The 26,105-nt window shown below is 72.0% G+C and carries 27 protein-coding genes; 17 read left to right on the top strand and 10 right to left on the bottom strand.

What is annotated here, in order from left to right:
- Positions 1-100: 100 nt before the first annotated feature.
- Both ACYVIH_RS19205 and ACYVIH_RS19210 read left to right on the top strand, forming a co-directional pair.
- A complete protein-coding gene (locus ACYVIH_RS19205; protein ID WP_460871146.1) occupies positions 101-592 on the top strand; it encodes a TadE/TadG family type IV pilus assembly protein in 492 nt (163 codons plus the stop codon).
- Positions 580-1,734: a pilus assembly protein TadG-related protein gene (locus ACYVIH_RS19210; protein ID WP_460871147.1), complete on the top strand. Its 1,155-nt coding sequence runs from the start codon at positions 580-582 to the stop codon at positions 1,732-1,734. The genes ACYVIH_RS19205 and ACYVIH_RS19210 overlap by 13 nt, the downstream gene beginning before the upstream one ends.
- Before the next feature lie 4 nt (positions 1,735-1,738).
- Here the strand turns inward: ACYVIH_RS19210 and ACYVIH_RS19215 are convergent, their stop codons facing one another.
- Both ACYVIH_RS19215 and ACYVIH_RS19220 read right to left on the bottom strand, forming a co-directional pair.
- The gene (locus ACYVIH_RS19215; protein ID WP_460871148.1) at positions 1,739-2,233 is read right to left on the bottom strand and encodes a hypothetical protein; all 495 of its coding nucleotides are present in this window, start codon (positions 2,231-2,233) and stop codon (positions 1,739-1,741) included.
- The gene (locus ACYVIH_RS19220) at positions 2,230-3,003 is read right to left on the bottom strand and encodes an alpha/beta hydrolase (RefSeq protein ID WP_460871149.1); all 774 of its coding nucleotides are present in this window, start codon (positions 3,001-3,003) and stop codon (positions 2,230-2,232) included. The genes ACYVIH_RS19215 and ACYVIH_RS19220 overlap by 4 nt, the downstream gene beginning before the upstream one ends.
- 128 nt (positions 3,004-3,131) lie before the next feature.
- Between ACYVIH_RS19220 and ACYVIH_RS19225 the strand changes: the two genes are divergently transcribed.
- The 6 genes from ACYVIH_RS19225 to ACYVIH_RS19250 all read left to right on the top strand — a co-directional run bounded on the left by ACYVIH_RS19225 (position 3,132) and on the right by ACYVIH_RS19250 (position 9,086).
- On the top strand, positions 3,132-3,875 hold the full coding sequence (locus tag ACYVIH_RS19225) for a lysophospholipid acyltransferase family protein (protein ID WP_460871150.1): 744 nt from the start codon (positions 3,132-3,134) through the stop codon (positions 3,873-3,875).
- Positions 3,875-5,041, top strand: coding sequence for a MacS family sensor histidine kinase (gene macS / locus ACYVIH_RS19230; RefSeq protein ID WP_460871151.1), 1,167 nt, complete (start codon positions 3,875-3,877; stop codon positions 5,039-5,041). Before ACYVIH_RS19225 ends, macS begins: the two co-directional genes overlap by 1 nt.
- A gap of 9 nt (positions 5,042-5,050) precedes the next feature.
- The gene (locus ACYVIH_RS19235) at positions 5,051-5,575 is read left to right on the top strand and encodes a flavin reductase family protein (RefSeq protein ID WP_460871152.1); all 525 of its coding nucleotides are present in this window, start codon (positions 5,051-5,053) and stop codon (positions 5,573-5,575) included.
- Positions 5,576-5,624: 49 nt separating this feature from the next.
- On the top strand, positions 5,625-6,260 hold the full coding sequence (locus ACYVIH_RS19240) for a response regulator (RefSeq protein WP_460871184.1): 636 nt from the start codon (positions 5,625-5,627) through the stop codon (positions 6,258-6,260).
- A gap of 84 nt (positions 6,261-6,344) precedes the next feature.
- Positions 6,345-8,054, top strand: a complete 1,710-nt coding sequence (locus ACYVIH_RS19245; protein ID WP_460871153.1) for an MXAN_6640 family putative metalloprotease — start codon at positions 6,345-6,347, stop codon at positions 8,052-8,054.
- 126 nt (positions 8,055-8,180) lie between these two features.
- Positions 8,181-9,086 carry a hypothetical protein gene (locus ACYVIH_RS19250; protein WP_460871154.1) on the top strand — a complete coding sequence of 302 codons (906 nt, stop codon included), beginning with the start codon at positions 8,181-8,183 and terminating at the stop codon, positions 9,084-9,086.
- 92 nt (positions 9,087-9,178) lie between these two features.
- Here ACYVIH_RS19250 and glpK read toward each other — a convergent pair whose 3' ends face one another.
- Positions 9,179-10,663, bottom strand: coding sequence for a glycerol kinase GlpK (gene glpK / locus ACYVIH_RS19255; RefSeq protein WP_460871155.1), 1,485 nt, complete (start codon positions 10,661-10,663; stop codon positions 9,179-9,181).
- Positions 10,660-11,499, bottom strand: a complete 840-nt coding sequence (locus ACYVIH_RS19260) for a DUF1028 domain-containing protein (protein WP_460871156.1) — start codon at positions 11,497-11,499, stop codon at positions 10,660-10,662. Before ACYVIH_RS19260 ends, glpK begins: the two co-directional genes overlap by 4 nt.
- A gap of 128 nt (positions 11,500-11,627) precedes the next feature.
- Here ACYVIH_RS19260 and ACYVIH_RS19265 point away from each other — a divergent pair, with 128 nt between their 5' ends.
- Both ACYVIH_RS19265 and ACYVIH_RS19270 read left to right on the top strand, forming a co-directional pair.
- Positions 11,628-12,656 (top strand): 6-phosphofructokinase, encoded by a 1,029-nt coding sequence (locus ACYVIH_RS19265; RefSeq protein WP_460871157.1) that lies wholly within the window; start codon positions 11,628-11,630, stop codon positions 12,654-12,656.
- A 91-nt stretch (positions 12,657-12,747) separates the two neighbouring features.
- Positions 12,748-13,545, top strand: a complete 798-nt coding sequence (locus ACYVIH_RS19270) for a hypothetical protein (RefSeq protein ID WP_460871158.1) — start codon at positions 12,748-12,750, stop codon at positions 13,543-13,545.
- An 18-nt stretch (positions 13,546-13,563) separates the two neighbouring features.
- On the opposite strand, the gene ACYVIH_RS19275 is transcribed toward ACYVIH_RS19270, so the two are convergent.
- A complete protein-coding gene (locus ACYVIH_RS19275; RefSeq protein WP_460871159.1) occupies positions 13,564-14,322 on the bottom strand; it encodes an endonuclease/exonuclease/phosphatase family protein in 759 nt (252 codons plus the stop codon).
- Positions 14,323-14,379: 57 nt separating this feature from the next.
- Complete coding sequence (locus ACYVIH_RS19280) at positions 14,380-14,676, bottom strand: hypothetical protein (protein WP_460871160.1); 297 nt, start codon at positions 14,674-14,676, stop codon at positions 14,380-14,382.
- 19 nt (positions 14,677-14,695) lie between these two features.
- Here ACYVIH_RS19280 and ACYVIH_RS19285 point away from each other — a divergent pair, with 19 nt between their 5' ends.
- The 7 genes from ACYVIH_RS19285 to ACYVIH_RS19315 all read left to right on the top strand — a co-directional run bounded on the left by ACYVIH_RS19285 (position 14,696) and on the right by ACYVIH_RS19315 (position 22,133).
- Positions 14,696-14,947, top strand: coding sequence for a hypothetical protein (locus ACYVIH_RS19285; protein WP_460871161.1), 252 nt, complete (start codon positions 14,696-14,698; stop codon positions 14,945-14,947).
- 105 nt (positions 14,948-15,052) lie between these two features.
- Complete coding sequence (locus ACYVIH_RS19290) at positions 15,053-15,400, top strand: hypothetical protein (protein ID WP_460871162.1); 348 nt, start codon at positions 15,053-15,055, stop codon at positions 15,398-15,400.
- A 128-nt stretch (positions 15,401-15,528) separates the two neighbouring features.
- Positions 15,529-17,649 (top strand): RecQ family ATP-dependent DNA helicase, encoded by a 2,121-nt coding sequence (locus ACYVIH_RS19295; protein WP_460871163.1) that lies wholly within the window; start codon positions 15,529-15,531, stop codon positions 17,647-17,649.
- 107 nt (positions 17,650-17,756) lie between these two features.
- Positions 17,757-19,172 carry an APC family permease gene (locus tag ACYVIH_RS19300; RefSeq protein WP_460871164.1) on the top strand — a complete coding sequence of 472 codons (1,416 nt, stop codon included), beginning with the start codon at positions 17,757-17,759 and terminating at the stop codon, positions 19,170-19,172.
- Positions 19,173-19,245: 73 nt separating this feature from the next.
- The gene (locus ACYVIH_RS19305; protein WP_460871165.1) at positions 19,246-20,595 is read left to right on the top strand and encodes a class II 3-deoxy-7-phosphoheptulonate synthase; all 1,350 of its coding nucleotides are present in this window, start codon (positions 19,246-19,248) and stop codon (positions 20,593-20,595) included.
- A 1-nt stretch (position 20,596) separates the two neighbouring features.
- Positions 20,597-21,610: a threonine aldolase family protein gene (locus ACYVIH_RS19310; protein ID WP_460871166.1), complete on the top strand. Its 1,014-nt coding sequence runs from the start codon at positions 20,597-20,599 to the stop codon at positions 21,608-21,610.
- A 40-nt stretch (positions 21,611-21,650) separates the two neighbouring features.
- Positions 21,651-22,133, top strand: coding sequence for a hypothetical protein (locus tag ACYVIH_RS19315; protein ID WP_460871167.1), 483 nt, complete (start codon positions 21,651-21,653; stop codon positions 22,131-22,133).
- Positions 22,134-22,165: 32 nt separating this feature from the next.
- Here ACYVIH_RS19315 and aroF read toward each other — a convergent pair whose 3' ends face one another.
- From aroF to ACYVIH_RS19335, 4 genes are all read right to left on the bottom strand, one after another.
- Entirely contained in the window at positions 22,166-23,197 is a 1,032-nt protein-coding gene (gene aroF, locus ACYVIH_RS19320; protein WP_460871168.1) for a 3-deoxy-7-phosphoheptulonate synthase, read from the bottom strand.
- A 263-nt stretch (positions 23,198-23,460) separates the two neighbouring features.
- A complete protein-coding gene (locus ACYVIH_RS19325) occupies positions 23,461-24,162 on the bottom strand; it encodes a dihydrofolate reductase family protein (RefSeq protein WP_460871169.1) in 702 nt (233 codons plus the stop codon).
- Between the two features lie 111 nt (positions 24,163-24,273).
- Positions 24,274-25,167 (bottom strand): DMT family transporter, encoded by an 894-nt coding sequence (locus tag ACYVIH_RS19330; RefSeq protein WP_460871170.1) that lies wholly within the window; start codon positions 25,165-25,167, stop codon positions 24,274-24,276.
- On the bottom strand, positions 25,164-26,090 hold the full coding sequence (locus ACYVIH_RS19335) for a deoxyribonuclease IV (protein WP_460871171.1): 927 nt from the start codon (positions 26,088-26,090) through the stop codon (positions 25,164-25,166). The genes ACYVIH_RS19330 and ACYVIH_RS19335 overlap by 4 nt, the downstream gene beginning before the upstream one ends.
- Between the last annotated feature and the right edge of the window lie 15 nt (positions 26,091-26,105).

Genomic DNA, 26,105 nt, shown 5'->3' on the forward strand with positions numbered 1-26,105 from the left:
CGCCTCTTTCCTCAAGTCCCGCATCCGACTGTCCGATAAGTCCACTACGGGGGCTGATGCGGAAGGTCAGCAGGAGATGAGATTCGCGAGACGATCGGGCGTGTCGCAGGAGCGTGGCGCGGCGGCGCTGGAGTTCGCGCTGGTCACGCCGCTGTTGCTGGCCTTCATCTTCGCGATCGTGCAGTTCGCGATGATCTTCGCGCAGTCGTCAGCACTGGCGAACGCGGCTCGGTCGGGGGCGCGGCTCGGGGCGGTCAACGCGCTGGCCATGGCCACGTGTCAGGACGTCGTCGACGCGACCCGTGGGCAGGCGTTGTCACTGGGCATGGAGCCCACCCAGGTCGCGGTCACCGTGCGTCGCGAGGACGCCCTTGCCGACGTGGCCGCGCTTGCTGGGGGATCGGCACTCTGCGATGTCGGTTCGGGCAGCAGCCAGGTCTCCGGTGCTTCCGGCAGCATCCCGTGTGACGAGGACGCCTCCAGCCAGAGGCTCGTCGTCACGGCTGAGTTCGATGCGGTGGTCAGCTTGCCGTTCGTGCCCGAGATGACCATCCCGCGCACCGCCACCGGGGTGTACCGGTGCGAGTCCTGACACCACGACGCGACGAGCGCGGCGGTGTCGCCGTCCTCGTGGCGGTGTTCATCTCCTTCGTCGCACTGGTTGCGACCGCCTGGGTGAGCGAGTTCGGCCTGGCCTACGCCAACAAACGGTTCCTCCAGAACGCCGTCGAAGCATCCGCCCTCGCCGCTGCCTCGCACGTGAGGGAGTTCGCGCCCCTCGGGGCCACGTGCAGCGAGCTCGCAACTGCCATCGAGAACGGCTCCGACACTTCCTGGAACGGCGGCTCGACGGCCTCGACTGCGTCGGTGGCCGACAGGTTCTTCGAGGACAACCTCGGCAACCACGACGAGGTCGCCTTCGGCGGCGTGCAGGTGACCTGCGACCCCTCGCTGGGTCTCCTCGTCACCATCGATGCAAGGCAGCGTTCGCAGACGGTCATCGGGCGGGCTGCTGGGACCGACGAGCTCCTTGTGCAGACGAGAGCCACGGCTGTCGTTGCGACGCCCAAGAACGTGGTCGGCCTGCGTCCGCTGGGCATGTGCCTGGGCCGGGCCCGCGAGGCCGCGGCCATCCCTGGGCAGGAGTACAGCTACCCCATCGACAAGGGGGACAGCACCTGTGGCCTGGCGCAGAGCACGTGGGGCCTGATCAACTTCGAGGGGTCCCGGGGGAACGGCGGTGCGGACGGGACGGTGTCCGACCTCGTCATGGGATACCCGGGCGAGGTCAGCAGCTCCACCGTCGGCGATGAGGTCTGGATCGACGGTTCCCCGGGACTCAGGTCGAACCTGGTCGGCTATGTCCAGGACCTCATCGGGGACGAGATCGTGTTGCCGGTGTACGACGTCTACCGCGACAAGAGCGGCGGGGAGGTCCCGCCGCTGGAGAACTGGCCGTCGGAGGGTGACACGGTCACACCCACGCCGGCGGAAAGCAACCTGGCTGCGCAGGCGCGGGGCGGCAACAACGGCGGCGGCTCGTCAGGCGACAAGGACAACGGCAAGGACTTCCGGATCGTCGGTTTCATCACCGTCGAGATCACCGGCGCCGACAAGGATGAGATCCGGTTCCGGCACAAGCGGTTCAGCCCCGTGGCGAAGATCAACCGGGACTGTGCCTTCGGGCTTGCCCAGTGCGATCTCGGCGCCCGGATCGTGAAGCTGGTCGGGTGACCGGTCAGACGACCGCGCCGTCGTCGTACCCGTCGCCGCGCTTGCGAGGCATGGTCGCGACCAGGTAGACGAAGCCGCCGGCGAAGGCGACGGCGAGCAGGAACATCACCCAGTCCGGCAGGGTCCAGCCGAGTACGACGGCCACCAGCATGAGCAGCGGGGAGCCGAACAGGCCCGCCCACGCCAGACGCCGGCGCGGGTCGAGGACCGGCATCGGCGGCGGGCTCGGCGGCACGAAGTGGCCCTCGTCGTCCCACGACGCCTCGGTGTCGAGCGGGTCGTTCCAGCTGGGCTGGAAGAGGTCGCGCAGCCGCTCGTCGCGGCCCGCCGGCGGTTCAGTCGACGCCGGCTCGGGTGCGTCGACGGTCGGTTCCTCGCCGTAGTGGGCGACGATCTCGCGCCACGCCGCCTCCTCGTCGAGCTTGCGGTCGGACCCCTCCGCACCGGAGGACGGCCCGCGCTCGGCGGGGTCATTCGGGTCGTCGGGGTTCTGGCTCATCGCCTCGTCACTCGTCGGATGAAGTCGACGGACTCCTCGAAGATCGCAGGAGCGTCGTTGTCGAGCGTAGCCACGTGGTAGCTGTTTTCCAGAATGCGCTCTTGGACGTCTCGCGAGGAGACCTTGCCGGCGATGATCTGCGACGACGACGGGTCGACCACGTGGTCCTCGGCGGAGCGGAAGTGGATGATCGGCTGGGTCACCTTGGCCAGGTCCTCGCGGACCGCCTTCCAGCCGGCCATCATCGAGCCCAGCGCCTTGAGCGGGACGCGGTCGTAGCCGTACTCCTCCTGCCCGGGCTTCTTGATGTCGTTGCCGATGCCCGGCATGGAGGGCACCACCCACTTCAGCAGCGGTACGGCGAGCAGCTGCTTGTTGCTCGAGGCGACCGCGGCGTTGACGAGCATCACGCCGGCGACGTCGCGGCCCCGCTCGGCGGCCAGCTTGAGCACCAGACCGCCGCCCATCGACAGGCCGCCGACCACGACGTCGTCGTGCTCGGAGCTCAGCTTCTCGAAGGCACGGTCGAGCTCGCCGTACCAGTCCTGCCACCGGGTCCGGTTCATCTCCTGCCAGGAGGTGCCGTGCCCGGGCAGCCGCGGGACCGCGACGCCGAAGCCCTGCTCGGCCAGGTGCTTGCCCCACGGCACCATCGACGCGGGGGAACCGGTGAACCCGTGGCTGAGCAGGACGCCGACCCGCCGGCCGTCGGGGTGTGCATCGGGGGCGGCGCTGGCGAAGAAGGGTTCGGCGTGGGAGGCGATGGGCACAGGGGACTCCAGAGCGGTACGACGGGGCGGGCGGACGTCGCGCGCGGGCGCACGCGAGCCGTTGGGGGCATCGTCGCACGCGGCCCGAAACGGGGCTAGGGTTGGCGTCACGATACGGGAGGTCACGGGTGTTCTACTGGTTGCTCAAATGGGTGCTGCTCGGCCCCCTGCTGCGCCTCGTCTTCCGCCCTCGGGTGGAGGGCGCCGAGCACGTGCCGACCGAGGGTCCCGCGATCCTGGCGAGCAACCACCTGTCCTACGCCGACTGGCTGTTCATGCCCTTGACGCTGCCGCGCCGGGTCACCTTCGTCGCCAAGGCGGAGTACTTCAACGGCCGCGGCCTCAAGGGGTGGCTGCAGCGCGGGTTCTTCTCCGGCGCGGGCCAGGTCCCCATCGACCGCTCGAGCGGCAGCGCCGCGGAGGGCGCCTTGCTGTCGGCGAAGCGGATCCTTGGCTCGGGAGAGCTGTTCGGGATCTACCCCGAGGGCACCCGCTCGCACGACGGCAAGCTGTACCGCGGCAAGACCGGGGTGGCGCGTCTCGCGCTCGAGACCGGCGTCCCGGTGATCCCCGTGGCGGTCGTCGGCACCGACGTCGTGGCCCCGCCCGGCAAGAAGTTCGGCTCGTTCACCCGGCCGCTGGTCCGGTTCGGCAAGCCGTTGGACTTCTCCCGCTACGAGGGGCTGGAGAACGACCGCTACATCCTGCGGTCGATCACCGACGAGATCATGTACGAGATCATGCAGCTCTCCGGCCAGGAGTACGTCGACATCTACGCCACCAAGGCCAAGGCGCTCGACAAGGAGAAGGCGCGCGCGGAGAGCCGCAAGGCAGCAGCCGAGTCCGGGAACTCCGAGCTCAAAGCCTCTTGATGGGCCGCGACGGCCTGGCCGGGCTGCTGGGGCTGTCGGGTCCGGCCGACGCCGCCACCGAAGCGGTCGAGACCACGATGTACCGCGCCTTGGCGGTGCTGCGGGTGGTCGTGCTCGTCAACGCGCTGGTCCTCAACGTCTACCGCTGGGACGACCTGGCTCGTCCGGTCGTCGGCGGGCTTGCCATGGCGGTGATGACCGGCTGGACCGCCTTCGTGGTCGTCGCCTACGACCGGCCGACGTGGCGGCGCAGCCCGTTGCTCGTCGCGGATCTCGTCGTCACGGTGGCCCTGCTCCTGGTCTCGCCGCTCGCGAAGGGGCCGGACGCGACGTCCACGGTGCCGGGCTTCTGGGTGATGGGCGTGGTCCTCGCCTGGGGCGTCCATGGGCACCTGGTCAGCGGCCTGATCGCCTCGCTCGCGGTGTCCATGGCCGACGTCGCCGTGCGCAGCGACCTGGACCAGACCAACTACGGCAACATCTTCCTGCTGATGATCGGCGGGCCGGTCCTCGGCTACACCTCGGGGCTGCTCAAGGAGATGGCCGCCGCCCGCGACCGGGCCGAGCGCGAGGCAGCCGCTGCCGCGGAGCGCGCCCGCCTGGCCCGAGCCGTGCACGACGGCGTGCTCCAGGTGCTCGCCCTGGTGCAGCGGCGCGGCCACGAGATCGGCGGGGAGGCCGCCGAGCTGGGCCGGCTGGCCGGCGAGCAGGAGGCCGCGCTCCGGGCGCTCGTGCAGCAGGGGAGCACGACGGCCGTGCCGCCGTCCACCGGCGCGGGCGCCGACCTCGCGGCCCGGCTTCGTCCGCTGGGCACCGGCCAGGTGACGGTCTCGGTGCCTGCCACTCCGGTGGTCCTGGCCGACGGTGCCGTCGACGAGCTGGTCGCGGCGGTCGCTGCCTGTCTCGACAACGTCCGTCGCCACGCCGGTGCGCAGGCTCACGCGTGGGTGCTCCTGGAGGACCTCGGTGACCAGGTGGTGCTCACCGTCCGCGACGACGGGCTGGGCATCCCCGCGGGCAGGCTGGACGCGGCCCAGGCCGAGGGCCGGCTCGGGGTCGCGCAGTCGATCCGTGGTCGGCTCGCCGACCTCGGGGGTACGGCGGCCCTGGTGACCGCGCCCGGACAGGGCACCGAGTGGGAGCTGGTCGTGCCACGCCCGAGGTAACTTGCGGGCATGACGATCCACTCCGAGCACCCGTTCGCCCAGCCCGAGTCCGAGCGCGATCCCGTGCGCCGGTTCCGGGGCCGGCTCGGCGGGACGGTGTCGCTGTGGACCACCGGGGAGGGCCCCGCCCGGGCCGGGCTGACCGTGTCCTCGCTGATGGTCGCCGCCGGCGAACCGAGTCGGGTCCTGGCGCTCGTGGATCCCGACTCCGACCTGGCCGACGCCGTGCAGGACAACCAGGTGGCCGTCGTACAGCTGCTGGACTGGGAGCACCGCGACCTGGCCGAGGCCTTCGCCGGGCTGGCACCCGCGCCGGGAGGGCTGTTCCGGCTGGGGTCGTGGGTCGACACCGACTGGGGACCGCGGCTGGAGGGGGCCGGTGCCTGGATGGGGGTGCGGCTGGCCGGTGAGCCGCGGGAGGCCGGCTGGTCGCTGCTGGTCGAGGCGGTCATCGAGCACGTGGAGATCGGTGAGGAGACCGAGCCGCTCGTGCACCGGCGGGGGCGCTACGTCCGCCCGGCCGGCAGTCGGTAGCCTGCGGCCACACAACAGCGAGGGGGAGCCCGTGACCGCGATCAAGGTGATGGTCGTCGACGACCACCCGATGTGGCGCGAGGCAGTGGCCCGAGACCTGGGTGACGCCGGCTTCGAGGTGGTGGCGACCGCCGCGAACGGGACCGAGGCGGTCAACCGGGCGCGCGCCGCGCGACCGGACGTCCTGGTCCTGGACCTGCAGATCCCCGCCCCCGACGGTGTCGCGGTCACCGCCACGCTCGTGCCGGACTTCCCCGATCTGCGCGTGCTGATCCTCTCCGCGTCCGGCGAGCAGGACGACGTGCTCGAGGCGGTCAAGGCCGGCGCCACCGGGTACCTCGTGAAGTCCGCCTCGCGTGAGGAGCTCGTCGACGCGGTCTCCCGGGTCGCCCGTGGAGACACCGTCTTCACCCCGGGGCTCGCGGGGCTGGTGCTGGGGGAGTACCGCCGGCTCTCCGACGCCCCGGCCGCCCGCGACGACACCCCCAGGCTGACGGACCGGGAGACCGAGGTGCTCCGGCTGGTGGCGAAGGGTCTCTCCTACAAGCAGATCGCCGAGCGGCTGGTGCTCTCGCACCGCACCGTGCAGAACCACGTGCAGAACACCCTGCGCAAGCTGCAGATGCACAACCGCGTCGAGCTGGTCCGGTATGCCATCGAGCAGGGCCTCGACGACGAGGGATGAGTCCGGATCCGCGCGTTATGTCCCCCGTGCGGCGACCCAGGCCCTAGGCTTTACTTTCAAGAACCACAGTCCCGGAGGGGGACCATGCGCATCCACACCGGGATCGGGGCTGCCCTGGCAGCGGTCCTGCTCGTCACGCTGCCGCCGGCGGCCCTGGCTGCTCCGGCGACGCCGTCGCAGCCTGGCAACGCCACCGACCCCGGCGGGCAGCACAGCGAGGAGGCCGAGGAGGCGCTCGACGCGGCCCGGCAGCTCTTCCGGTCGCAGCCGGTGCGGACCGGTGCGATGCGGCGTTCCCCGTCGTCGGTGGCCGAGGGCGGTGCCGTCGAGCACCCCACGGCGGTGCTCCGTGAGCTGGCCGCCCGGGTCGGTGATCTCGAGCCCGCCGACCGTCGTACGGCTCGGCGGATCCTGGCGCGCCCGACCAACGGCGTGGACGACGCCCAGCTCGGCGTCGGGTACGGCGGCGCCCAGACCGCCAACACGTGCGACGCACCCGGTGGCGAGGACCTCAACGTCTGCGTGCACTGGGTCACCGAGGACAACCCGCACGCGCCCCCGGCCCGGCTCGCGCCGAGCGGGCTCCCGGTCTGGGTGGAGACCACCCAGGACGTGCTCGAGGAGGTCTGGGGCACCATCGTCGAGGACCTCGGCTACGCCGAGCCGATCGACGACTCCTCGATGCCGGACCACGGCCCGGACGGCCGGCCCGACGTCTACCTCGCCGAGCTGCACGACCTGTCGGTCCCGGTGTACGGCTACTGCGTGCCCGAGGTCAGTGACCCCCGGCCGCGCCGGGTGCCCGGCTACTGCGTGATCGACAACGACTTCGTGGGCTACTCCGGCCGGCCACTGGCCGACCTCAAGGTCACGGCCGCGCACGAGTTCTTCCACCTGGTGCAGTTCGCCTACACCAACCAGATGGACTACTGGGTCGCCGAGGGCACGGCCGCGTGGATCGAGGACGAGGTCTACGACGACATCGACGACAACCTGCAGTACCTCGCCCGGAGCGCGCTCAGCGTCTCCCAGGCGCCGCTGGACTTCATCGACCCCGACGACTTCAACTGGGCCTACGGCTCGTGGATCTGGTGGCGGTTCCTCACCGAGTACCTCGGCGCGCCCGGCAAGCCGGACACGGCCGTCGTGCGCCAGGTCTGGCAGCGCCTCGCAGCCGACGGCAGCCCGGAGAGCAGCCTGCAGGCGCTGCGCCGGGTGCTGGCCCAGCGCAAGACCTCCTTCGAGCAGGTCTTCGGCGACTTCGGCGCGGTGAACCGGATCGCAGCCTCCTGGTACGACGAGGGCGCCAAGTACCGCGGCTTCGTCGGGGCGCCGTCGCGCGACCACACGCTCACCAAGGCTCGTCCGGCGGCGGACGCCTGGCGGTTGCGGCCGCCGGCCAACCGTCCGCGGGCGCTGACCGCGCTCCGGCTGAGCCACCTCAGCACCGACCACGTGATCCTCCGTCCCGGCCGTGGCCTGGCCGGCCGGTGGCGGCTGCGGGTCGACCTCGACCTGCCTCCCCGCTTCCGCGGGTCGCAGGCCAACGTGATGATCCACCTGCGCGACGGCCGGGTGCGCTGGCAGGGGGTCCGGCTCAACCGCAAGGGCGACACCCGCTTCGTGGTGCCGTTCAACAAGCGCCGCGTCGCCGGTGTCGTGCTCTCGCTGACCAACGCCAGCACCCGCTCCCGCGACTGCGGGCGGCAGCTGCACACCAGCCCGTTCTCCTGCGGCGGCACCCCGCTCGACGACAACCTGCCGTTCCGGTACCGGGTCCGCGCGCTCCGCTGATCCCGCGCCGTTCCGGTTTCCCATGTTCACTTGGGAAGCCTCCACTTGGCACGGCACACATGCCGTGCCAAGTGCAGGTTCGCCGTGCCAAGTGACCCGCCGGAGCCGCGCCCTATGCTCGGTCGGGTGGACCTGACCGAGGTGGCTGACGAGCTGTACGCCGCGCTGCCCGACGAGTTCGTCGCTCGGCGCAGCGAGCTCGCCGCCAGGGCCAAGGACGACGGCGACAAGGCGCTCGCCGCGGAGATCAAGAAGCTGGCGAAGCCGACCACCGCCGCCTGGGTGGTCAACATGCTGGTGCGTCACGAGCCCGACCAGGTGCAGCAGGTGCTCGACCTCGGTGCGGCGTTGCGCGAGGCGCAGGCGTCGATGGCGGGGGAGGAGCTGCGTCAGCTCGGTCGGCAGCGGCGCCAGCTCACCGCGGCGGTGACCCGCGAGGCACGCGGCCTCGCCGCCGAGCTCGGTCAGAAGATCGGGGAGTCGATCGCCGACCAGGTCCAGGAGACCCTGCACGTCGGGATGGTCGACGAGGCCGCCGCCGAGGCGGTGCGCACCGGGATGCTGGTCAAGCCGCTTGCGGTGACCGGCCTGGAGGCGTCCGGCGTCGCCGAGTCGGTGGCCGTCGCCGGTGCGCTCGGCCAGACCGCCGTACGACGGGCTTCGGCTCGTCCCACGTCAGGACGCAAGGGCCCCGAGCCGCAGAAGCCGGACCTCACCGTCGTCCAGGACAGCTCCCGTGCCGTGAAGGAGGCCGAGGACGCGCTCGCCGAAACCGAGGCCGAGCTGGCGGACGCCGAACGCCGGCTGGCCAAGGCCCAGCGCAAGGTGGAGAAGCGCGAGGCCAAGGCGCTGCAGCTGCAGGCCGAGCTCGAGGAGCTGCGCCGACGGCTCGCCGAGGTCGAGGAGCGGCTCGAGGCAAACGAGGACGAGCTCAGCGAGGCCGAGGACGCCCGCGACGAGCGCGAGGAGGCTGTCGCCGCCGCGAAGGCCGCGGTGGAGCAGGCCCGCAAGCGACTGGACAGCGTCCGGTAGCCGGTGACTTCCCACGGGTTATGGACGCTTCACCCGTGTCATGCCGCGTGTGTTGTGTCCATAACCCCGCGTTACATGAGCTGAGGCCGAGGTCAGGCCCAGCCCTTGGACCGCTCGACGGCGTCACGCCAGCGCACGTGGGCGGCGTCGGCCGCGGCGCGGTCGCCCTGCGGCTCGAAGCGCCGGTCGAGGTGCCAGGTCTCGCGCAGCTCGTCGGTGGAGCTCCACACGCCGGTGCCGAGCCCGGCGAGGAACGCTGCGCCCAGGGCGGTGGTCTCCACGATCCGGGGCCGCTCGACGGGCACCCCGAGCTGGTCGGCCTGCACCTGGCAGAGCAGGTCGTTGGCCGAGGCGCCGCCGTCGACCATCAGCGCCGACAGCGAGGCGCGCTCGGGGAGCGTCTCGATCACGTCGCGGACCTCGAAGGCGATCGCCTCCAGCGTCGCGCGGACGATGTGGGCCCGGGTCGTGCCTCGGGTGATCCCGATGATCAGACCCCGCGCGTGGGGGTCCCAGTCGGGCGCGCCCAGGCCGGTCAGCGCCGGCACGAACACCACGCCCGCCGAGTCGCTGACCGTGCGCGCGATCGCCTCGGTCTCCGGCGCCGCACCGACGATCTGCAGCCCGTCGCGCAGCCACTGCACCGCGGCACCGGTGACGAAGATCGCCCCCTCGAGCGCGTAGGTCGTCTCGCCGGACGGGGAGCGCCACGCCGCCGTCGAGAGCAGGCCGGCGTCGGACCGGACCACCGACGAGCCGGTGTTGGTGAGGATGAACGAGCCGGTGCCGTAGGTGCACTTGCTGTCACCGACGTCGAAGCAGGTCTGCCCGAACAGCGCCGACTGCTGGTCACCGGCGATCCCGGCGATCGGCAGCTCGAGTCCCGCGAACGACCGCGGGTCGGAGGTGGCGATCGGCCCCCACGACGGGACGATCTCCGGGAGCGCCGCGCGAGGCACCCCGAACAGCGAGCACAGCTCGTCGGACCAGTCGCCGCGCTCGAGGTCGAACAGCAGCGTGCGCGAGGCGTTGGAGACGTCGGTGACGTGCCAGGTGCCGCGGGTCATCCGCGCGACCAGGTAGGAGTCCACGGTGCCGATCGCGTAGCGGCCGTCCTCGACGAGCGCCCAGGTGTTGGGCTCGTGCTCGGCGAGCCAGCGCAGCTTGGTGCCGGAGAAGTACGGGTCCAGCCGAAGGCCGGTCAGCTCGCGGATCCGGTCCTCGTGGCCCTCCTCGCGCATCCGGGTGCAGATCTCGGCGGTACGACGGTCCTGCCACACGATCGCGCGGCGGGGCGAGCCGAGCGTCTCGCGGTCCCACAGCAGCACTGTCTCGCGCTGGTTGGTGATCCCGATCGCCTGCAGGGCCGGGCCGCCGACGTTCTCGTAGGCAGCGACCACCTCCCGGGTCGCCTCCAGGGTCGCCTGCCAGATCTCCTCCGGCGCGTGCTCGACCCAGCCCGGCCGGGGGAAGTGCTGGCCGAACTCCTGGTAGGCCTTCGCGGCGATCGTGCCGTCGGGGGTCACGACGAGCGCGGTGACGCCCGTCGTGCCGGCGTCGATGGCGAGGACGCTCACTGCACGTCTCCGCTCTGCTCGCGGAGGATCGCCAGGACCCGCCGGTCGACCCAGGGCTGCTCGTCGCCGGCGCGCGAGACCCGCATCTCGTAGTTCTCGCTGCCGACCCAGGCGTGGAAGTCGCGGTGGCCCAGCCGCCGCGCCCGGTCGTCCAGCTCGGTCCGCAAGGCGTCGTCGACGACCACCTTCTCCTCGTCGGTGGAGGCGGTGAGGTAGAGCTCGTTGAGCTCCAGCAGACGGGCCAGCTCGGTGACCGGGTCGGCGTGGTCGTCCACGCGCAGGTCCACCGCGACGTCGTCGTGGCCGCCGTACCCGGCCCCCTCCTCGACCACGAGCAGGGCGGCGGACTGCCGGCCCCGGCGGTCGCCGCCGGCCTGGTCGCCGGCGGCGAGTGCGGCGAGCAGCCGGCGCCCGAGCGAGGGCTCGTCGGCAGCGGCGTCCCACGCCTGCTTCATCGACTCGACCACCTCGGGACCGGTCAGGATGTTGCCCTGGATCGCGACGCCGTCGCCGGTCACCCCGCCGGCCCAGTCGAAGCACTCGTGGCCGGTGTGCGTGGCGGCGTTGCCGTCGACGTCGACGATCCCGACCTGCCGGTGCTCGCGGCCGTCGTCCTCCTCGAGCAGCCGCTGCAGGGCGACCGAGGCGGTGGCTCCCTCGTCCAGGTGGGCCAGCGCCAGGCCCTTGTAGGCGACGTTGGCGTCGGCCTGCGTGGCGATCGCGCCGACGCCGGCCACGGCTGCGGGTACGGCGGACCCGACGGCCAGGAACTTCGAGGCCACGGCCACGCCCCAGGACTGGCCGTCGGCGGACCGCGCGACGATCGAGAAGGTCATGGGCCGACCATATCGGGACCAACGACCGCCGGTGGCGGGCCTGATGTCCCGACAACGGCGGTTCGGTATGGAACGATCCAATCCAGATGGCTAGGCTCGGACCGACCACTCTCGAAGGAGCGAATCAGATGCGCGTTGGTGTGCTGACCGGAGGCGGGGACTGCCCTGGCCTGAACGCCGTGATCCGGGCCGTGGTGCGGCGCGGGGTACAGGAGTACGGCTACGAGTTCGTGGGCTTCCGCGGCGGCTGGCGCGGCCCGCTCGAGGGCGACACGGTCCCGCTGACCCGGGAGACCGTGCGCGGCATCCTGCCGCGGGGCGGCACGATCCTGAAGTCCTCGCGCACCAACCCGTTCAAGATCGAGGGCGGGGTGGAGAAGATCAAGGAGAACCTCGCCGCGACCGGGGTCGACGCTCTGGTCGCGATCGGCGGCGAGGACACCCTCGGCGTCGCCACGAAGCTGGCCGACCTCGGGGTCAACGTCGTGGGCGTTCCGAAGACCATCGACAACGACCTGTCCGGCACGGACTTCACGTTCGGCTTCGACACCGCGGTCAACATCGCCGTGGAGGCGATCGACCGGCTGCACACCACCGCCGAGTCCCACCAGCGGGTGCTCGTCGTGGAGGTGATGGGCCGTCACGCCGGCTGGATCGCCCTGCACTCCGGCATGGCCGGTGGCGCGGCCGCCGTACTCATCCCCGAGCAGCCGTTCGACATCGACAAGGTCGCGCAGTACGTCGACTCCCGGTTCGCCGACGGCTTCGCGCCGATCATCGTGGTCTCCGAGGGCGCGGTCCCGGCCGAGGGCGGCGACATGACGCTGCAGACCGAGGAGAAGGACGCTTTCGGGCACGTCCGCCTCGGCGGGATCGGGGACCGGCTCGCCAAGGAGATCGAGAAGCGCACCGGCAAGGAAGCGCGGGCGGTCGTGCTGGGCCACGTCCAGCGCGGCGGCACCCCGACCGCCTACGACCGCTGGCTCGCCACCCGGTTCGGGCTGTCGGCGATCGCCGCGGTCAAGGAGCAGGACTACGGCAAGATGGTCGCGCTGCGCGGCACCGACATCATCCGGGTCCCTCTCGCCGAGGGCACCGGGCAGCTCAAGCTGGTCACCCCCGAGCTGTACGCCGAGGCCGAGGTCTTCTTCGGCTGACGCCAGGACCAGCCCCCGTCCCGCGCCGCGCACCGGCAAGGGACGGGGGCTTTCGCATGCCGTGGCGGCGTGTGATCGTGGAGGTTGCTCCATGGGAGGTGCTCGGCGTGAGCGTCGTAAAGGGTTCGCCACCGAACGACCGCGACACGACCGGCTCGTGGTCACGCTGACCGTGCTGGCCGTGCTGCTCGTGATCGGCCTGCCGGGGGTCCTGGCGCGGTGGGACTGGCCCACGACCGGGCTCGGCCCGGGTGAGGTCGCCGGACCCACCCAAGCCGCCCGACGGGTGCTCGCCGAGCTGCCCGGTGCCTACCAGGCCCACGGCCTGGTCGTGGTGCCCGCCGCGACCGATCCCTACACCACCCTGGCCGGCGTGACCCAGGAAGACCGGGTCACCGGTCAGGTGGTCGGCCTCGGCGTCCACGCGGTGACGCCGTACGTGCAGCCGGCTGCCGCCGACGCACCCGACTGGCTGACCGGCCTGGGGGCCGTCGACGCGGTCGTCAGCGACCTGGGCGAGCTCTCCTTCGCCTGCCTCCGACCGCCCGGGTCCGACCGGTGCGTGGGCAGCTTCGTCGTGGAGCACCGCGACCACCTGTTCGTCGTCGGCCGGCCGATCGGGGACCACTCGAGCACGGCGACCGCACGGTTCACCGGGCTCTCGGCGGACGGTCTGGTCACCGTGCTCGTCGGCTGGCTCCCGCCGGCGGCGACGAGCGTCACCGCCGAGGACTACGGCAGGGACGGGGGAGAGATCGCCGTGTCGACGGCGGAGATCACACCCGACGGGGGCGGGATCTGGTGGCTCGCCTCGTTCGGCGCGATCACGACCGTCGAGTTCCGCGACCGCACGGGGGCATCGGTGTCGCACCGGACGCTGGGCGGCTGAGAGGAGGTCGGTGTCGGCTCAGGCCAGGTCCACGGTCAGCGCCCGGTGGTCCGAGAGCGGCAGCAGCGGGGCGGAGCAGCCGGTCACCGTTCCGACGTCACCCCGAGCGAGCACGTGGTCGAGCTGCTCGCGCGGCTCGGGCGCGGGAAACGTCGCGCACCGCACCAGCGGCGTCAGCCCGGTGATCGACCGCGCCGTGGGCAGGGTCATGTTCAGGTCGCCGACCAGCAGCATCGGCTCGGTGCCGTCGAGCGAGCGCATCACCGTGCGCAGCTGGTGACGGCCCCACCAGCCGACGAAGGAGAGGTGGGTGTTCACCACGGTCAGCTCACCGCGAGGGGTCTCCACCCGTGCGGCCACGGCGACCCGCGGCTCGTCACGGACCAGCTCGGGACGACGGCTGCCCCGGAACCACATCGGCACCCTGGTCGGCGTACTCCCGAGCCGGACCACCTCCCACGACAGCACCGGGTGCCGGCTCAGCAGCGCGATGCCGTAGGCGGCCGAGTCCGGTTGCTCGTCGCCGGTGGCCGCCATCCAGGTCGCGCCCGGGCTGCCCGACAGCGCCGCGACGAACCGGTGCTCGACCGCGCCCATCGCCTCGGCGGCGACGGACGTCAGGTCGGCGTTCGCCGAACGCGGCTGGTTGCGGTCGACCTCCTGGAGGGCGAGGACGTCGGCGTCGAGGGTCTTCACCGCGGCTGCGAACCGGTCCACGTCGACGAGGTCGTCGGCGGGGGAGCGGCCGTGCAGGATGTTGAACGTCGCGACTCGCATGACGTCCTCGTGCCCCGGACACCGGCTCGTTAGTCCTCCGTGGTCTCGGGGTAGTGCTCACCCATGGTCCTCGAGGAGCAGGCGAACCTGCGCGAAGCACTCAAGCGCGTCGCAGTGGCGCTCAAGCAGAGCGGGATCCCGTTCGCGCTGATCGGCGGCTACGCCGTGTGGGCGCGCGGTGGACCCGAGCCCGACCACGACGTGGACTTCATGGTGGCCGACGAGGACGCCGCCCGGACCGCCGAGGCGCTGGCGGGCGAGGGGTTCCAGGTCGTCCAGCCCCCCGAGGACTGGTTGTTCAAGGTCTACACCGACGACGCGATGGTCGACATCATCCACCGCGACGCGGGGCACCCCCGCCACCCGCGCCGTGGTGGAGGACGCCGACGAGATCGAGGTGCTCTCGGTGCAGATGCCGGTGCTCTCCGGCACCGAGCTGCTGGTGCAGAAGCTGACCGCGATGGACGAGCACTCCTGCGACTTCACCCGGCAGCTGCCGGTCGCCCGTGCTCTCCGGGAGCAGGTCGACTGGCCGCGGGTGCGCAAGGAGACTGCGGACAACGACTTCGCGATGGCGTTCCTCTTCCTCCTCGAACGGTTGTCGGTCATCGAACCCCTCGGGTGATCTCGACCTCTCGCCTCACTGGTCCGGACGGGTGCCGAACGGCACTGTCGACCGCGCCGGCGAAGGCGCACGCTGAGAGGTGGAGAACGAAAGGAGGGGAGAGAGATGTCACAGGTCCAGATGAGGGAACACATCGCGGTGGAGCACCTTCCGCGGATGTTCCGGAACCGCACGGTCGACTACACGCTCATGCTGGTCGGCGCCCTGGCCGCTGCCTTCGGTGCATACACGTACTTCGCACCGGACAGCTGGGTGGTCGGCGGACTGAGCGAGGCCTGGTACCTGGGTAGCTTCATCGGCGCCGGCGTGCTGCTGGCGGCCGGACTCGGGCTGCTCGGTGCCAGCATCCGCGACCGCACCGGATACTGGACCACCTCCGCCATCACGAGCTTCGTGCTCGGCACGCTCGCCCTGGCCGGAGCGGTGGTTGCTGTGGTCCTCCTGGTCATCTGACCCGGCGGTGCAGCGGTTTCTCCAGTACGACGGGGCTTCCGGCCTCACGACCGGAAGCCCCGCCTGTGTCCACAGAGGCCTCCGGTAGGCCCACCCGGTTGTCGGCGCCGCGGCCTAGTGTGGCGGGCATGTCTTCAGTGGGTACGACGGGCGCACCGCAGCTGACCTCGCAGCGATCCGAGGTCGCCGGCCGGGTGATCGCCGCGATGGCCGGGCCTGACGCACGCCTCCGCGACGACCAGGCGACCGCGGTGGCCGCCCTCAGCGAGCCGGCCGCGCGGGTGCTGGTCGTCCAGGCCACCGGCTGGGGCAAGTCGGCGGTCTACTGGGCCGCCACGGCGATCCGGCGGTCGGAGGGCCACGGCCCCACGCTGGTGGTCTCCCCGCTGCTGTCGCTGATGCGCGACCAGGTGGCGGCCGCGGCCCGCGCCGGCCTGCGCGCGGCCACGCTCAACTCCGCCAACATCGACGAGTGGTCGGCGGTGGAGGCCGACCTCCGCGACGGCGGGCTCGACGTGCTGCTCGTCTCGCCCGAGCGGCTCGCGAACCCCGGCTTCGGACGCCGGGTCCTCGACGGCCTCGCCGGCAGCCTCGGCCTGCTGGTGATCGACGAGGCCCACGCCGTCTCCGACTGGGGCCACGACTTCCGGCCCGACTACCGCCGGGTCTCCGACGTGCTCCAGCGGCTCAACCCCGACACCCCGGTCCTCGCCACCACGGCGACCGCCAACGCCCGGGTCACCGACGACGTGGCGGCCCAGCTGGGGGAGTCGACGCTGGTGCTCCGGGGCGCCCTGGCGCGAGCCAGCCTCGAGCTCTCCGTCGTCGACCGGCTCACCCCACTGGAGCGCTACGCCTGGGTGGTCGACCACCTGCCGCGGCTGCCGGGCTCCGGCATCGTCTACACGCTGACCGTCGCCGACGCCGAGCGGCTCACCGCGGCGATCCGCGAGGTGCAAGGCGACGACGTGCCCGTGGCGGCCTACACCGGCCAGCTCGAGGCAGCGACCCGGCACGAGCTCGAGGACGCCCTGCGCGACAACCGGCTCAAGGCCCTGGTGGCGACGTCGGCGCTGGGCATGGGCTACGACAAGCCCGACCTCGGCTTCGTGGTGCACGTCGGGGCGCCGCCGTCGCCGGTGTCGTACTACCAGCAGGTCGGCCGCGCCGGCCGGGCGATCGTGCATGCGCACGCCGTGCTGCTGCCCTCGGAGGCCGACGCCGGGGTCTGGGACTACTTCGCCACCGCCACGATCCCGCGCCCCGAGCAGGTGGAGCGGGTGCTGGCCGTGCTGCCCGGCTCCGAGCCGGCCAGCGTCGCCGCGGTCGAGGCGCAGTCGGGCGTGCGTCGCGGGCGGGTGGAGCTGATGCTGAAGCAGCTCGCGGTCGACGGCGTGGTCGAGCGGGTCGAGGGCGGCTGGGTCGCGACCGGCGCACCGTGGAGCTACGACGCCGAGCACTACGACGGGATCGTCGCGGTGCGCCGCCGCGAGGCAGACATCATGCGTGCCTACACCCGCGGCGAACGCTGCCTGATGCAGCTGCTCCAGGAGTCCCTCGACGACCCGACGGCCGAGCCGTGCGGCCGGTGCTCGGTGTGTCGCGGCGGGCTGCCGGAGATGTTCGCCGGGCAGCCGTCGGTCGAGACGGTCGGCGCGGTCACCCGACTGCTCCGCGGTCAGGTGCACGTCGTGGAGCCCCGCAAGATGTGGCCCGGCGGGGCGTTCGGCTCGCGCGGGCGGATCCCGGCGGAGGAGGGGCATGCGCCCGGACGGGCCCTCGTCTACGCCGACGCGCCGGAGTGGCGCGAGGCCGTGGCCGAGATGTTCGCCCGGGACGCCCCGGCGGACGACGAGGTCAAGGCGGCCGCGGTCGCCCTCCTGTCTCAGTGGGCCCGGCAGTGGCCGGCCCGGCCGGAGGTCGTCGTCGATCTGGCCGCCGCCGGCTTCCCGGTCCTGACCCGTGACGTGGCCGACCACCTGGCCGCGGTGGGCCGCCTCGAGCGGGCCGGCCTCGACGTCGCGCCGGGCCTTTCGGCCGAGCGGGTCCGGGAGATGGGTTCCGCCGAGGAGGCGGCCATGTGGCGCGACCGGCTGGGCGTGGCCGACCCCGCGGCGGTCACCGGCAGAGCGGTGCTGCTCGTCGTCGATGCCACGTCCTCGTTGTGGCCGGTCACGGTCGCCTCCGCGCTGCTCCGGCGGGCCGGGGCGAGCGTCGTACTCCCGCTCGTGCTGCACCGCCGCCCCTGACCGCAGCGTGGGCAGGGGCGAGGACTGAGCCCGGGATGAGCGGGTAAGACGGTTGCCAACCAGCGGGTGGCCCCCGATGGTGGAGCCACGTGCGACAGGAGACCCGGTTGAGCATCGACGCAGGCACCGAGACACAACAACCCGAGCTGAAGCGGGCGCTGGGCCCCAGGTTGTTGCTGCTGTTCATCGTGGGCGACATCCTCGGCACGGGGGTGTACGCCCTGACCGGCGATGTCGCTGCCGAGGTCGGCGGGGCGGCCTGGGTGCCGTTCCTGGTTGCCTTCGCGGTGGCCACGCTCACCGCGTTCTCCTACCTCGAGCTGGTCACGAAGTACCCGCAGGCGGCGGGCGCCGCCCTGTACACGCACAAGGCGTTCGGCATCCACTTCGTGACGTTCCTGGTGGCGTTCGCGGTGATGAGCTCGGGGATCACGAGTGCCTCCACCGCGTCGAAGTTCTTCGCCGAGAACCTGGCCGTGGCGGTCGACCTCGAGGCCGGCACCTCCACGGTGATGCTGATCGCCCTCGCGTTCATGGTGCTGCTCGCGCTGGTGAACCTCCGGGGCGTCAGCGAGAGCGTCAAGGTCAATGTGGTGCTCACCGTTGTCGAGCTGACCGGCCTGCTGATCGTGATCCTGATCGGGTTCTACGCGATGACCCAGGGTGAGGTGGACTTCGGGCGGGTGGTCGTCTTCGACACCTCCGAGGACCGCAGCACGTTCGTGGCGATCACCGCGGCCACGTCGCTGGCGTTCTTCGCGATGGTCGGCTTCGAGGACTCGGTCAACATGGCCGAGGAGACCAAGGACCCGTCCCGGAGCTTCCCGCGCGTGATGCTCACCGGTCTGGGGATCACCGCCTTCATCTACGTGCTGGTGTCCGTCGCGGCCGTCGCGCTGGTGCCGGTGGGTGTCCTCGCCGACAGCGAGACGCCCCTGCTCGAGGTGGTCCGGGCGGGCGCGCCCGGGCTGCCGATGGACACGCTGTACCCGGTGATCTCGATGTTCGCCGTCGCCAACACGGCCCTGATCAACATGCTGATGGCGAGCCGGCTGATCTACGGCATGGCCCGCCAGGACGTGCTGCCCCGGTCCCTCTCGGCGGTGCTGCCGGGGCGTCGTACGCCGTGGGCAGCGATCGTGTTCGTCACCGTCGTCGCGCTGGCGCTGATCGTGGTGGTCACCGGGGTCCTGGAGGCCGACACGGTCGCGGCGCTCGGCGGCACGACGGCGCTGCTGCTGCTCGGGGTCTTCACGATCGTCAACGTCGCCTGCCTGGTCCTCCGGCGCACCCACCACGTCGACCACGACCACTTCCGCGCCCCGGTCGTGGTGCCGGTGGTCGGGGCCGTCTCCTGCGCGTTCCTGCTCGGACCGTGGACCGGGCGCGACCCGGTGCAGTACCAGATCGCGATGTGGCTGCTCGGGCTCGGCGTCGTGCTGTGGGTGCTGACCTGGCTGTGGAACCGCGGCGCCCGCGGCAAGCGCACCGGCTTCCGAGACGTCGACCACATCACCGGGTAGGGCCAGGCTCAGGACCGGTCCAGGCGGGGGAGCGGCGGCTGGCGGCGTATCGGACGAGTCGTAGGCTGGTGCGGTGACCGTGCCTGATCTGCAGACCCTCCGAGACCTCGGCGCCGCCCAGCAGCCGACCTGGCCCGACACCCAGGCCCTCGATGCCGCGGTGGCCAAGCTCCGCAGCGTCCCGCCGCTGGTGTTCGCCGGCGAGTGCGACGACCTGAAGAGCAAGCTCGCCGCGGTGACCCGTGGCGAGGCGTTCCTGCTCCAGGGCGGCGACTGCGCCGAGACCTTCGCCGGGGTGACCGCCGACAACGTGCGCAACAAGCTGCGGGTGCTGCTGCAGATGGCGGTCGTGCTCACCTACGCCGCCTCGGTGCCGGTGGTGAAGGTCGGCCGGCTGGCCGGCCAGTACGCCAAGCCGCGTTCGTCCGACACCGAGACCCGGGAGGGCGTGACGCTCCCGGCCTACCGCGGCGACGCCGTCAACGGCTTCGACTTCACCCCGGAGTCGCGAGTGCCCGACCCGCAGCGGCTGGTGGAGATGTACCACGCGTCGGCCTCCACGCTGAACCTCGTGCGCGCGTTCGTGACCGGTGGCTACGCCGACCTGCGGCAGGTGCACACCTGGAACACCGACTTCGTCCGCTCCTCGCCGGTGGGACGCCGCTACGAGCAGCTGGCCAGCGAGATCGACCGGGCCCTGACGTTCATGCAGGCGATCGGCGCCGACCCCGAGGAGTTCCACCGGGTCGACTTCCACTCCAGCCACGAGGCGCTGATCCTGGAGTACGAGCACGCGCTCACCCGGATCGACTCGCGCACCCAGAAGCCGTACGACGTCTCCGCGCACATGGTCTGGATCGGGGAGCGCACCCGCCAGCTCGACGGCGCCCACGTGGAGCTGCTGTCGCGGATCCAGAACCCGATCGGGGTCAAGCTCGGCCCGACGACCAGCCCCGACGACGCCCTCGCCCTCGCAGCCAGGCTGAACCCGGACAACGAGCCCGGCCGGCTGACCTTCATCACCCGGATGGGGGCCAAGAAGATCCGCGACGTGCTGCCCGAGCTGGTCGAGAAGGTCACCGCCGCAGGTGTCCAGGTGGCCTGGGTCTGCGACCCGATGCACGGCAACACCTGGGAGGCTTCGTCGGGCTACAAGACCCGTGCGTTCGAGGACGTGATCAACGAGGCGCAGGGGTTCTTCGACGTGCACCGCTCCCTGGGCACCTGGCCCGGCGGCATGCACATCGAGCTGACCGGCGACGACGTCACCGAGTGTGTGGGCGGCGGCGAGGCGCTCGCCGAGATGGATCTCTCGCACCGCTACGAGTCGGTCTGCGACCCGCGGCTCAACCGGGTCCAGTCGCTCGAGCTGGCGTTCCTCGTCGCCGAGATGCTCCGCAACCGCACCGTTGCAGAGGCCTGAGGTGTCCGAGCAGCTGATCGACCTGCGCAGCGACACCGTCACCCGGCCGACCCCGGGCATGCGCGCGGCCATGGCCGCCGCCGAGGTCGGTGACGACGTGTACGCCGAGGACCCCACCGTGCTCGCGCTCGAGGAGCGGGTGGCCGGGCTGTTCGGCAAGGAGGCGGCGCTGTTCACCCCCACGGGGTCGATGGCCAACGTGCTCGCCGTGCGTTCCCTGGTCGGTGTGGGGGAGGAGGTGCTGTGCGAGTCCTCGGCGCACATCGCCCGGGCCGAGCTCGGCGCGCACGCCGCCTTCACCGGGCTGACCATGCGCACCTGGACCGGCGAGCGGGGCGGGCTCGACCTCGACGCGGTCCGGTCGCTGTTCGCCCCCGACCTGGGCCCGTTCTTCGTGCCCACCAAGGCGATCTCGATCGAGAACACCCACAACTTCGGTGGCGGGTCGGTCCTCCCGGTCGACGACATGCAGGCGCTCCGGGTCTTCGCCGACTCCGTCGGGGTCGGGCTCCATCTCGACGGTGCCCGGATCTGGAACGCCCACGTCGCCTCCGGCGTCCCGCTCGCGGAGTACGGCGGCCTGGTCGACGTGCTCGCGGTCTGCCTGAGCAAGGGACTCGGCGCGCCGGTCGGCTCGCTGGTCGTCGGGACCGCGGACGCGATCGCCGAGGCCCGGGTCTGGCGCAAGCGGATGGGCGGGGGCATGCGCCAGGTCGGCATCCTCGCCGCCGGCGGGCTGCACGCCCTCGACCACCACATCGAGCGGCTCGCCGAGGACCACGACAACGCGCGCACCATCGCGGAGGCGTGCGGCGTCGACCCTGCGACCGTGGAGACCAACATCGTGGTGGTCGACGTACCCGACGCCGCGCCGGTGGTGCAGGCGGCCCGGGAGGCCGGTGTGCTGGTGAGCGCGGTCGGCCCGCGCACGGTGCGCGCGGTCACCCACCTCGACGTCTCCGCGGCCCAGGCCAAGGAGGCCGCGGCGGTGCTCGGGTCGGTGCTGGACCGCTGACCGGCGTTTCCTCGCGCGAGGGGCGGGGTACCGCCCGAGCATGACCGACCAGAGCCTTCTCGCGATCTACCTCAACGACCACCTGGGTGCCGCGACCGCCGGCGTGGAGCTGATCCGGCGCGCGGCCGGCAACCACGAGGGCGAGCGCGGCGCGGAGCTCTCCCGGCTCGCCGACGAGATCGCCGAGGACCGGGAGGCGCTCAAGCAGCTGATGGGCAGGCTCGACGTCACCGAGAGCGTCGTGAAGGAGGCCGGTGGCTGGCTCGCGGAGAAGGCGGGCCGCCTCAAGCCCAACGGGCACCTGCTCACCCGGTCGCCGCTGTCGGACGTCCTCGAGGTCGAGATGATGCGCACCGGCACCGCCGCGAGGATCTGCCTGTTCCAGGTGCTGCTCACCGTCGCCGCCGACGACGACCGGATCAGCCGCGAGGCGATCGAGCACCTCATCGACCGGGCGCAGGACCAGGAGCACCGGCTCTACAAGATCCACATCCAGCTGGCCCAGGAGAACCTCGCCGGCTGAATCCGACCGGCGCGCCGACCGCCCCGGAGGGCTCAGCCGCGGCTGAGCTCCCCGGCGTCGACCCGGCCCACGGCGGGCGGCAGCTGCCGCATCGCCTGCGCCAGAGCGCGCAGGTCGTTGCCGAGGACCGCCTGCGGCCCGTCGCACAGCGCGTGCTCGGGGTCGGGGTGCACGTCCACGATCACGCCGTCGGCACCCACGGCCACCGCCGCCCGAGACAGCGGGACGACCAGGTCCCGACGGCCGCCGGCGTGCGACGGGTCGACGATGATCGGCAGGTGGCTGGTGGCCTGGACGACCGGGACCGCGGAGATGTCCAGGGTGTTGCGGGTGGCCTTCTCGAAGGTGCGGATCCCACGCTCGCACAGCACGATGTCGAGGTTGCCGCGCTGGGCGATGTACTCCGCGGCCATCAGCCACTCCTCGATGGTCGCGGTCATCCCACGCTTGAGGAGGACCGGCTTCCCGGCCTCGCCGACGGCCTGGAGCAGGCCGAAGTTGGCCATGTTGCGCGTGCCGACCTGCAGCATGTCCGCGTGCTCGGCGACGACGTCCACGTCCCGCGCGTCGACGACCTCGGTCACCACCGGCATGCCGGTGCGGTCGCGGACGTCGGCGAGGATCTTGAGCCCCTCGATGCCGAGTCCCTGGAAGGCGTAGGGCGAGGTCCGGGGCTTGAAGGCGCCGCCGCGCAGGAGCGTCGCCCCGGCGGCCTGGGCCATCTCCGCCGCCGCCAGGGTCTGCTGCGGCGTCTCCACCGCGCACGGACCGGCGATGAACGTGAAGCTGTCGGGGCCGATCGGCACCAGCTTGTCGCGGCCGACCCAGACGGTGGAACGGTCGGCGTGGTGCTGGCGGCTCACCAGCTTGTAGGGGTCGGAGATCCGGTGCACGTCGGCCACACCGGGCAGGCTGCGCAGGTTGAGCCCGTGGAAGGACTCGATGTCGCCGACGAGGCCGATGATCGTGCGGACCACGCCCCTGCTGACGAACGCCTCCCCGCCGACGCTCTCGACCCTCTCCACGACGTGCGCGATGTCCGCGTCGGTTGCCTCCGGTGCCATCACGACGACCATGGCGATCCCTCTTCTTCCTGTGTCGGTGCCCGCGACCACACTCCGGGGCTCGACATGCAAAACGCCCCGCGGATGGCCGGGGGCGTCTGGATGTCGGTGTGCGGGCGGGACCTAGCGGACCGCCTGCTCGGATGCCCCGGGCAGGTAGCCAAAGAGATAGGTCCAGTTCTGCTGCACGAGACCACCATAACCAGCGCGTCCACATGACGGAGCGGCGTCCCGGTCCGTGGGACGCCCGCCCGCTGCCGACGCTAGACCGGCGGGGTGGTCGGACCGGCCGCGGTGCTGCCCGACACCGCGTAGCGAAGCCGGATCCGTCCACCGTCCAGCGTCTCGGACGAGATCAGCTCGAGCATCGTCGGCCACTCGTCGGCGGCCAGCGGTGCGGCGTCGAACAGCGCGGGCGTGCCCCGCCCGCCGATCGCCACCGGGAGCAGCTCGAGGTCGATCTCGTCGACCAGACCCTGCCGCAGCAGTGCTCCGCCGAGCCGGCCGCCGCCGGTGCACACGACGGTGTGCACGCCGAGCCGGTCGGCGAGCAGGCCGAGTGCCTCGGGGAGCGCGACGTGGCTCTCCCCGACGACGAGATAGGGGATGCCGCGGGTGCGCAGCAGGGCAAGGTGCTCCGCCGGCGCCGCATGCGAGGTCAGCACCAGTGCGTGCCACCCGGCCCAGGACTCCTCCGGCCACTCGGTGAACTGCAGGTCCACCTGACCGCGTCCGTCCACCACCGCGAACCAGCGCCGGCCAGGAGCCTCGAGCGTGGCGGGAGGCAGGAAGTGCTCACCTTCCCGCGCCGGCGCGGTCTCGGCGCCGAACAGCGTCGGTTGCTCGGGGCACAGGAACGAGCCGCTTCCCTCGAGCAGCACCTGCGGGTCGTGGGTCTCCCGCGCCCACAGGTACGGGTCACCGACGCCCTCGATCACCGGGGTCCAGCGGTCGTCGCCGACCATCAGGGTGCCAGCGTCAGCCTGCCGTCGACGGAGACCAGGTTGAAGGTGACCACACGCGGCCGCTCCATGACCTCATCGTGGCACCGGCGCGGCGCGTACGCAGGGGATCGGCTACACCGCGATGTGCGGCACCTCGGCCTCGATCTTGCGCCGCGGCACGAGCTCGACCACCAGCATCGCGGTGAGCACCAGCGCGCCGCCGAGGAGCATCCGCGCGGTCACCGACTCACCACCCAGGAGCACCGCGAAGAACGCCGCGAACACCGGCTCCATGCTCATGATGATCGCGGCCCGGGTGGGGGGCAGGTGCGCCTGCGCCCAGGTCTGGCCGGCCAGCGCCAGCGCCCCGGCGAACACGGCCATGTAGACCACCGCGAGCCAGTCCCCGGTCGTCGCCGGCAGCACCACCCCGTCGGGCACCGTGGCGACGAAGCAGACGACGGTGATCACCACCAGCTGCACGATGGTCATCCCCATCGCGTCCCGGGCGCCGGCCCAGGCGCCGAGCCCGACGATGTGCAGGGCGTACAGGACGGCGGCCACGAGCGTGATCGCCTCGCCGTAGCCGACGCTGAAGCCGTTGAGGGTCAGCACGGCCAGCCCCACCGTGGCCAGCCCGACCGCACCCCAGGTCATCGCGGTGATCCGGGTGCGCAGGATCAGGGCGGCGAGCAGCGGCGTGCACACGACGTACATCCCGGTGATGAACCCGGACACGCTCGCCGGGGTGTGCGCCAGTCCCGCGGTCTGCAGGATCTGCGCGACGCCGTACAGCAGGCCGAGCACCACCGCGTTCTTCCGCGCCGAGGCGGAGAGCCGGCCGAGGGCGCGCGGGGCCATCAGGAACAGTGCCACCGACGCGATCGCGAACCGCACGGCGAGGAAGTCCAGCACCGGCACCCGGTCGAGCAGGTCCTTGATCAGGTAGAAGGTGGAACCCCAGGTGGCGGTCATCGCCAAGATGGCGAAGGTCGCGAGGAGGCTCCGGTTGCGCTCGCTGGTCACCCGCGGCTCGGCTCGCCCGCGCCGGGTACGGCGGCCGCGCGGATCTTCTTCAGCAGCGGCAGGTCGGGATCGTCGAGGTCGCGCGAGCCCGGTGTCTCGAGCACGAACGGGACGCCGGCGGTCTCGGGGTGGGCGAACAGCTCCTCGAAGGCACCGATCCCGATGTGACCCTGGCCGATCTTCTGGTGCCGGTCCTTGAAGGCGCCGCGGACGTCCATGGAGTCGTTGGCGTGGATCAGCCGGAGCCGGCCGGGGCCGCCGATCTCGACGATCCGGTCCACGGTGCGGGTGGCGCCACCGGCCTCGTCGAGCGGCTCGCCGGCGGCGAACACGTGACAGGTGTCCAGGCAGATCCCGGCCTTGGGGTGCAGGTCGACGGCCTCGAGGTAGGCGGTGAGGTCCTCGACGCCGGCGCACAGCGACTGCCCCTGCCCGGCGGTGGGCTCGAGCAGCAGCCACGGCCCGTCCTCCGGGTCGGTGCCGAGGCTGTCCAGGATCGGCAGCAGTCCCTCGCGGACCTGGCGCATCGCGCTCGCGGTGCCGCCCTCGGCGACACAGGAGCCGGTGTGCACGACGACGCCCTCGGCCCCGATCTCCGCGGCGCGCTTGAGGTTGTGGGCCACCGACAGCACGGAGCTCTCGTAGGTGGCCGCGGTCGGGCTGCCGAGGTTCACCAGGTAGGGGGAGTGGATGAACACCCGCATCCCGGCCTCGGCGCACGCCTCGCGGAACGCGGCATCGACACGTGGGTCACCGGCCGACCGGGCCCAGCCTCGGGGGTTGCCGACGAAGACCTGCAGCGTCTCGGCACCGATCCGCCGGGCCTCGGTGAAGGCGCCGGCGACCAGGCCCTTGCCCACCTTCAGGTGGGTGCCCACCGGGTTCCTCAGGGCAGGGCTGTCGTAGGTCCGTGCGGTGGGCATGACAGAAGCCTAAGC

This window comes from Nocardioides pakistanensis (assembly GCF_054781215.1).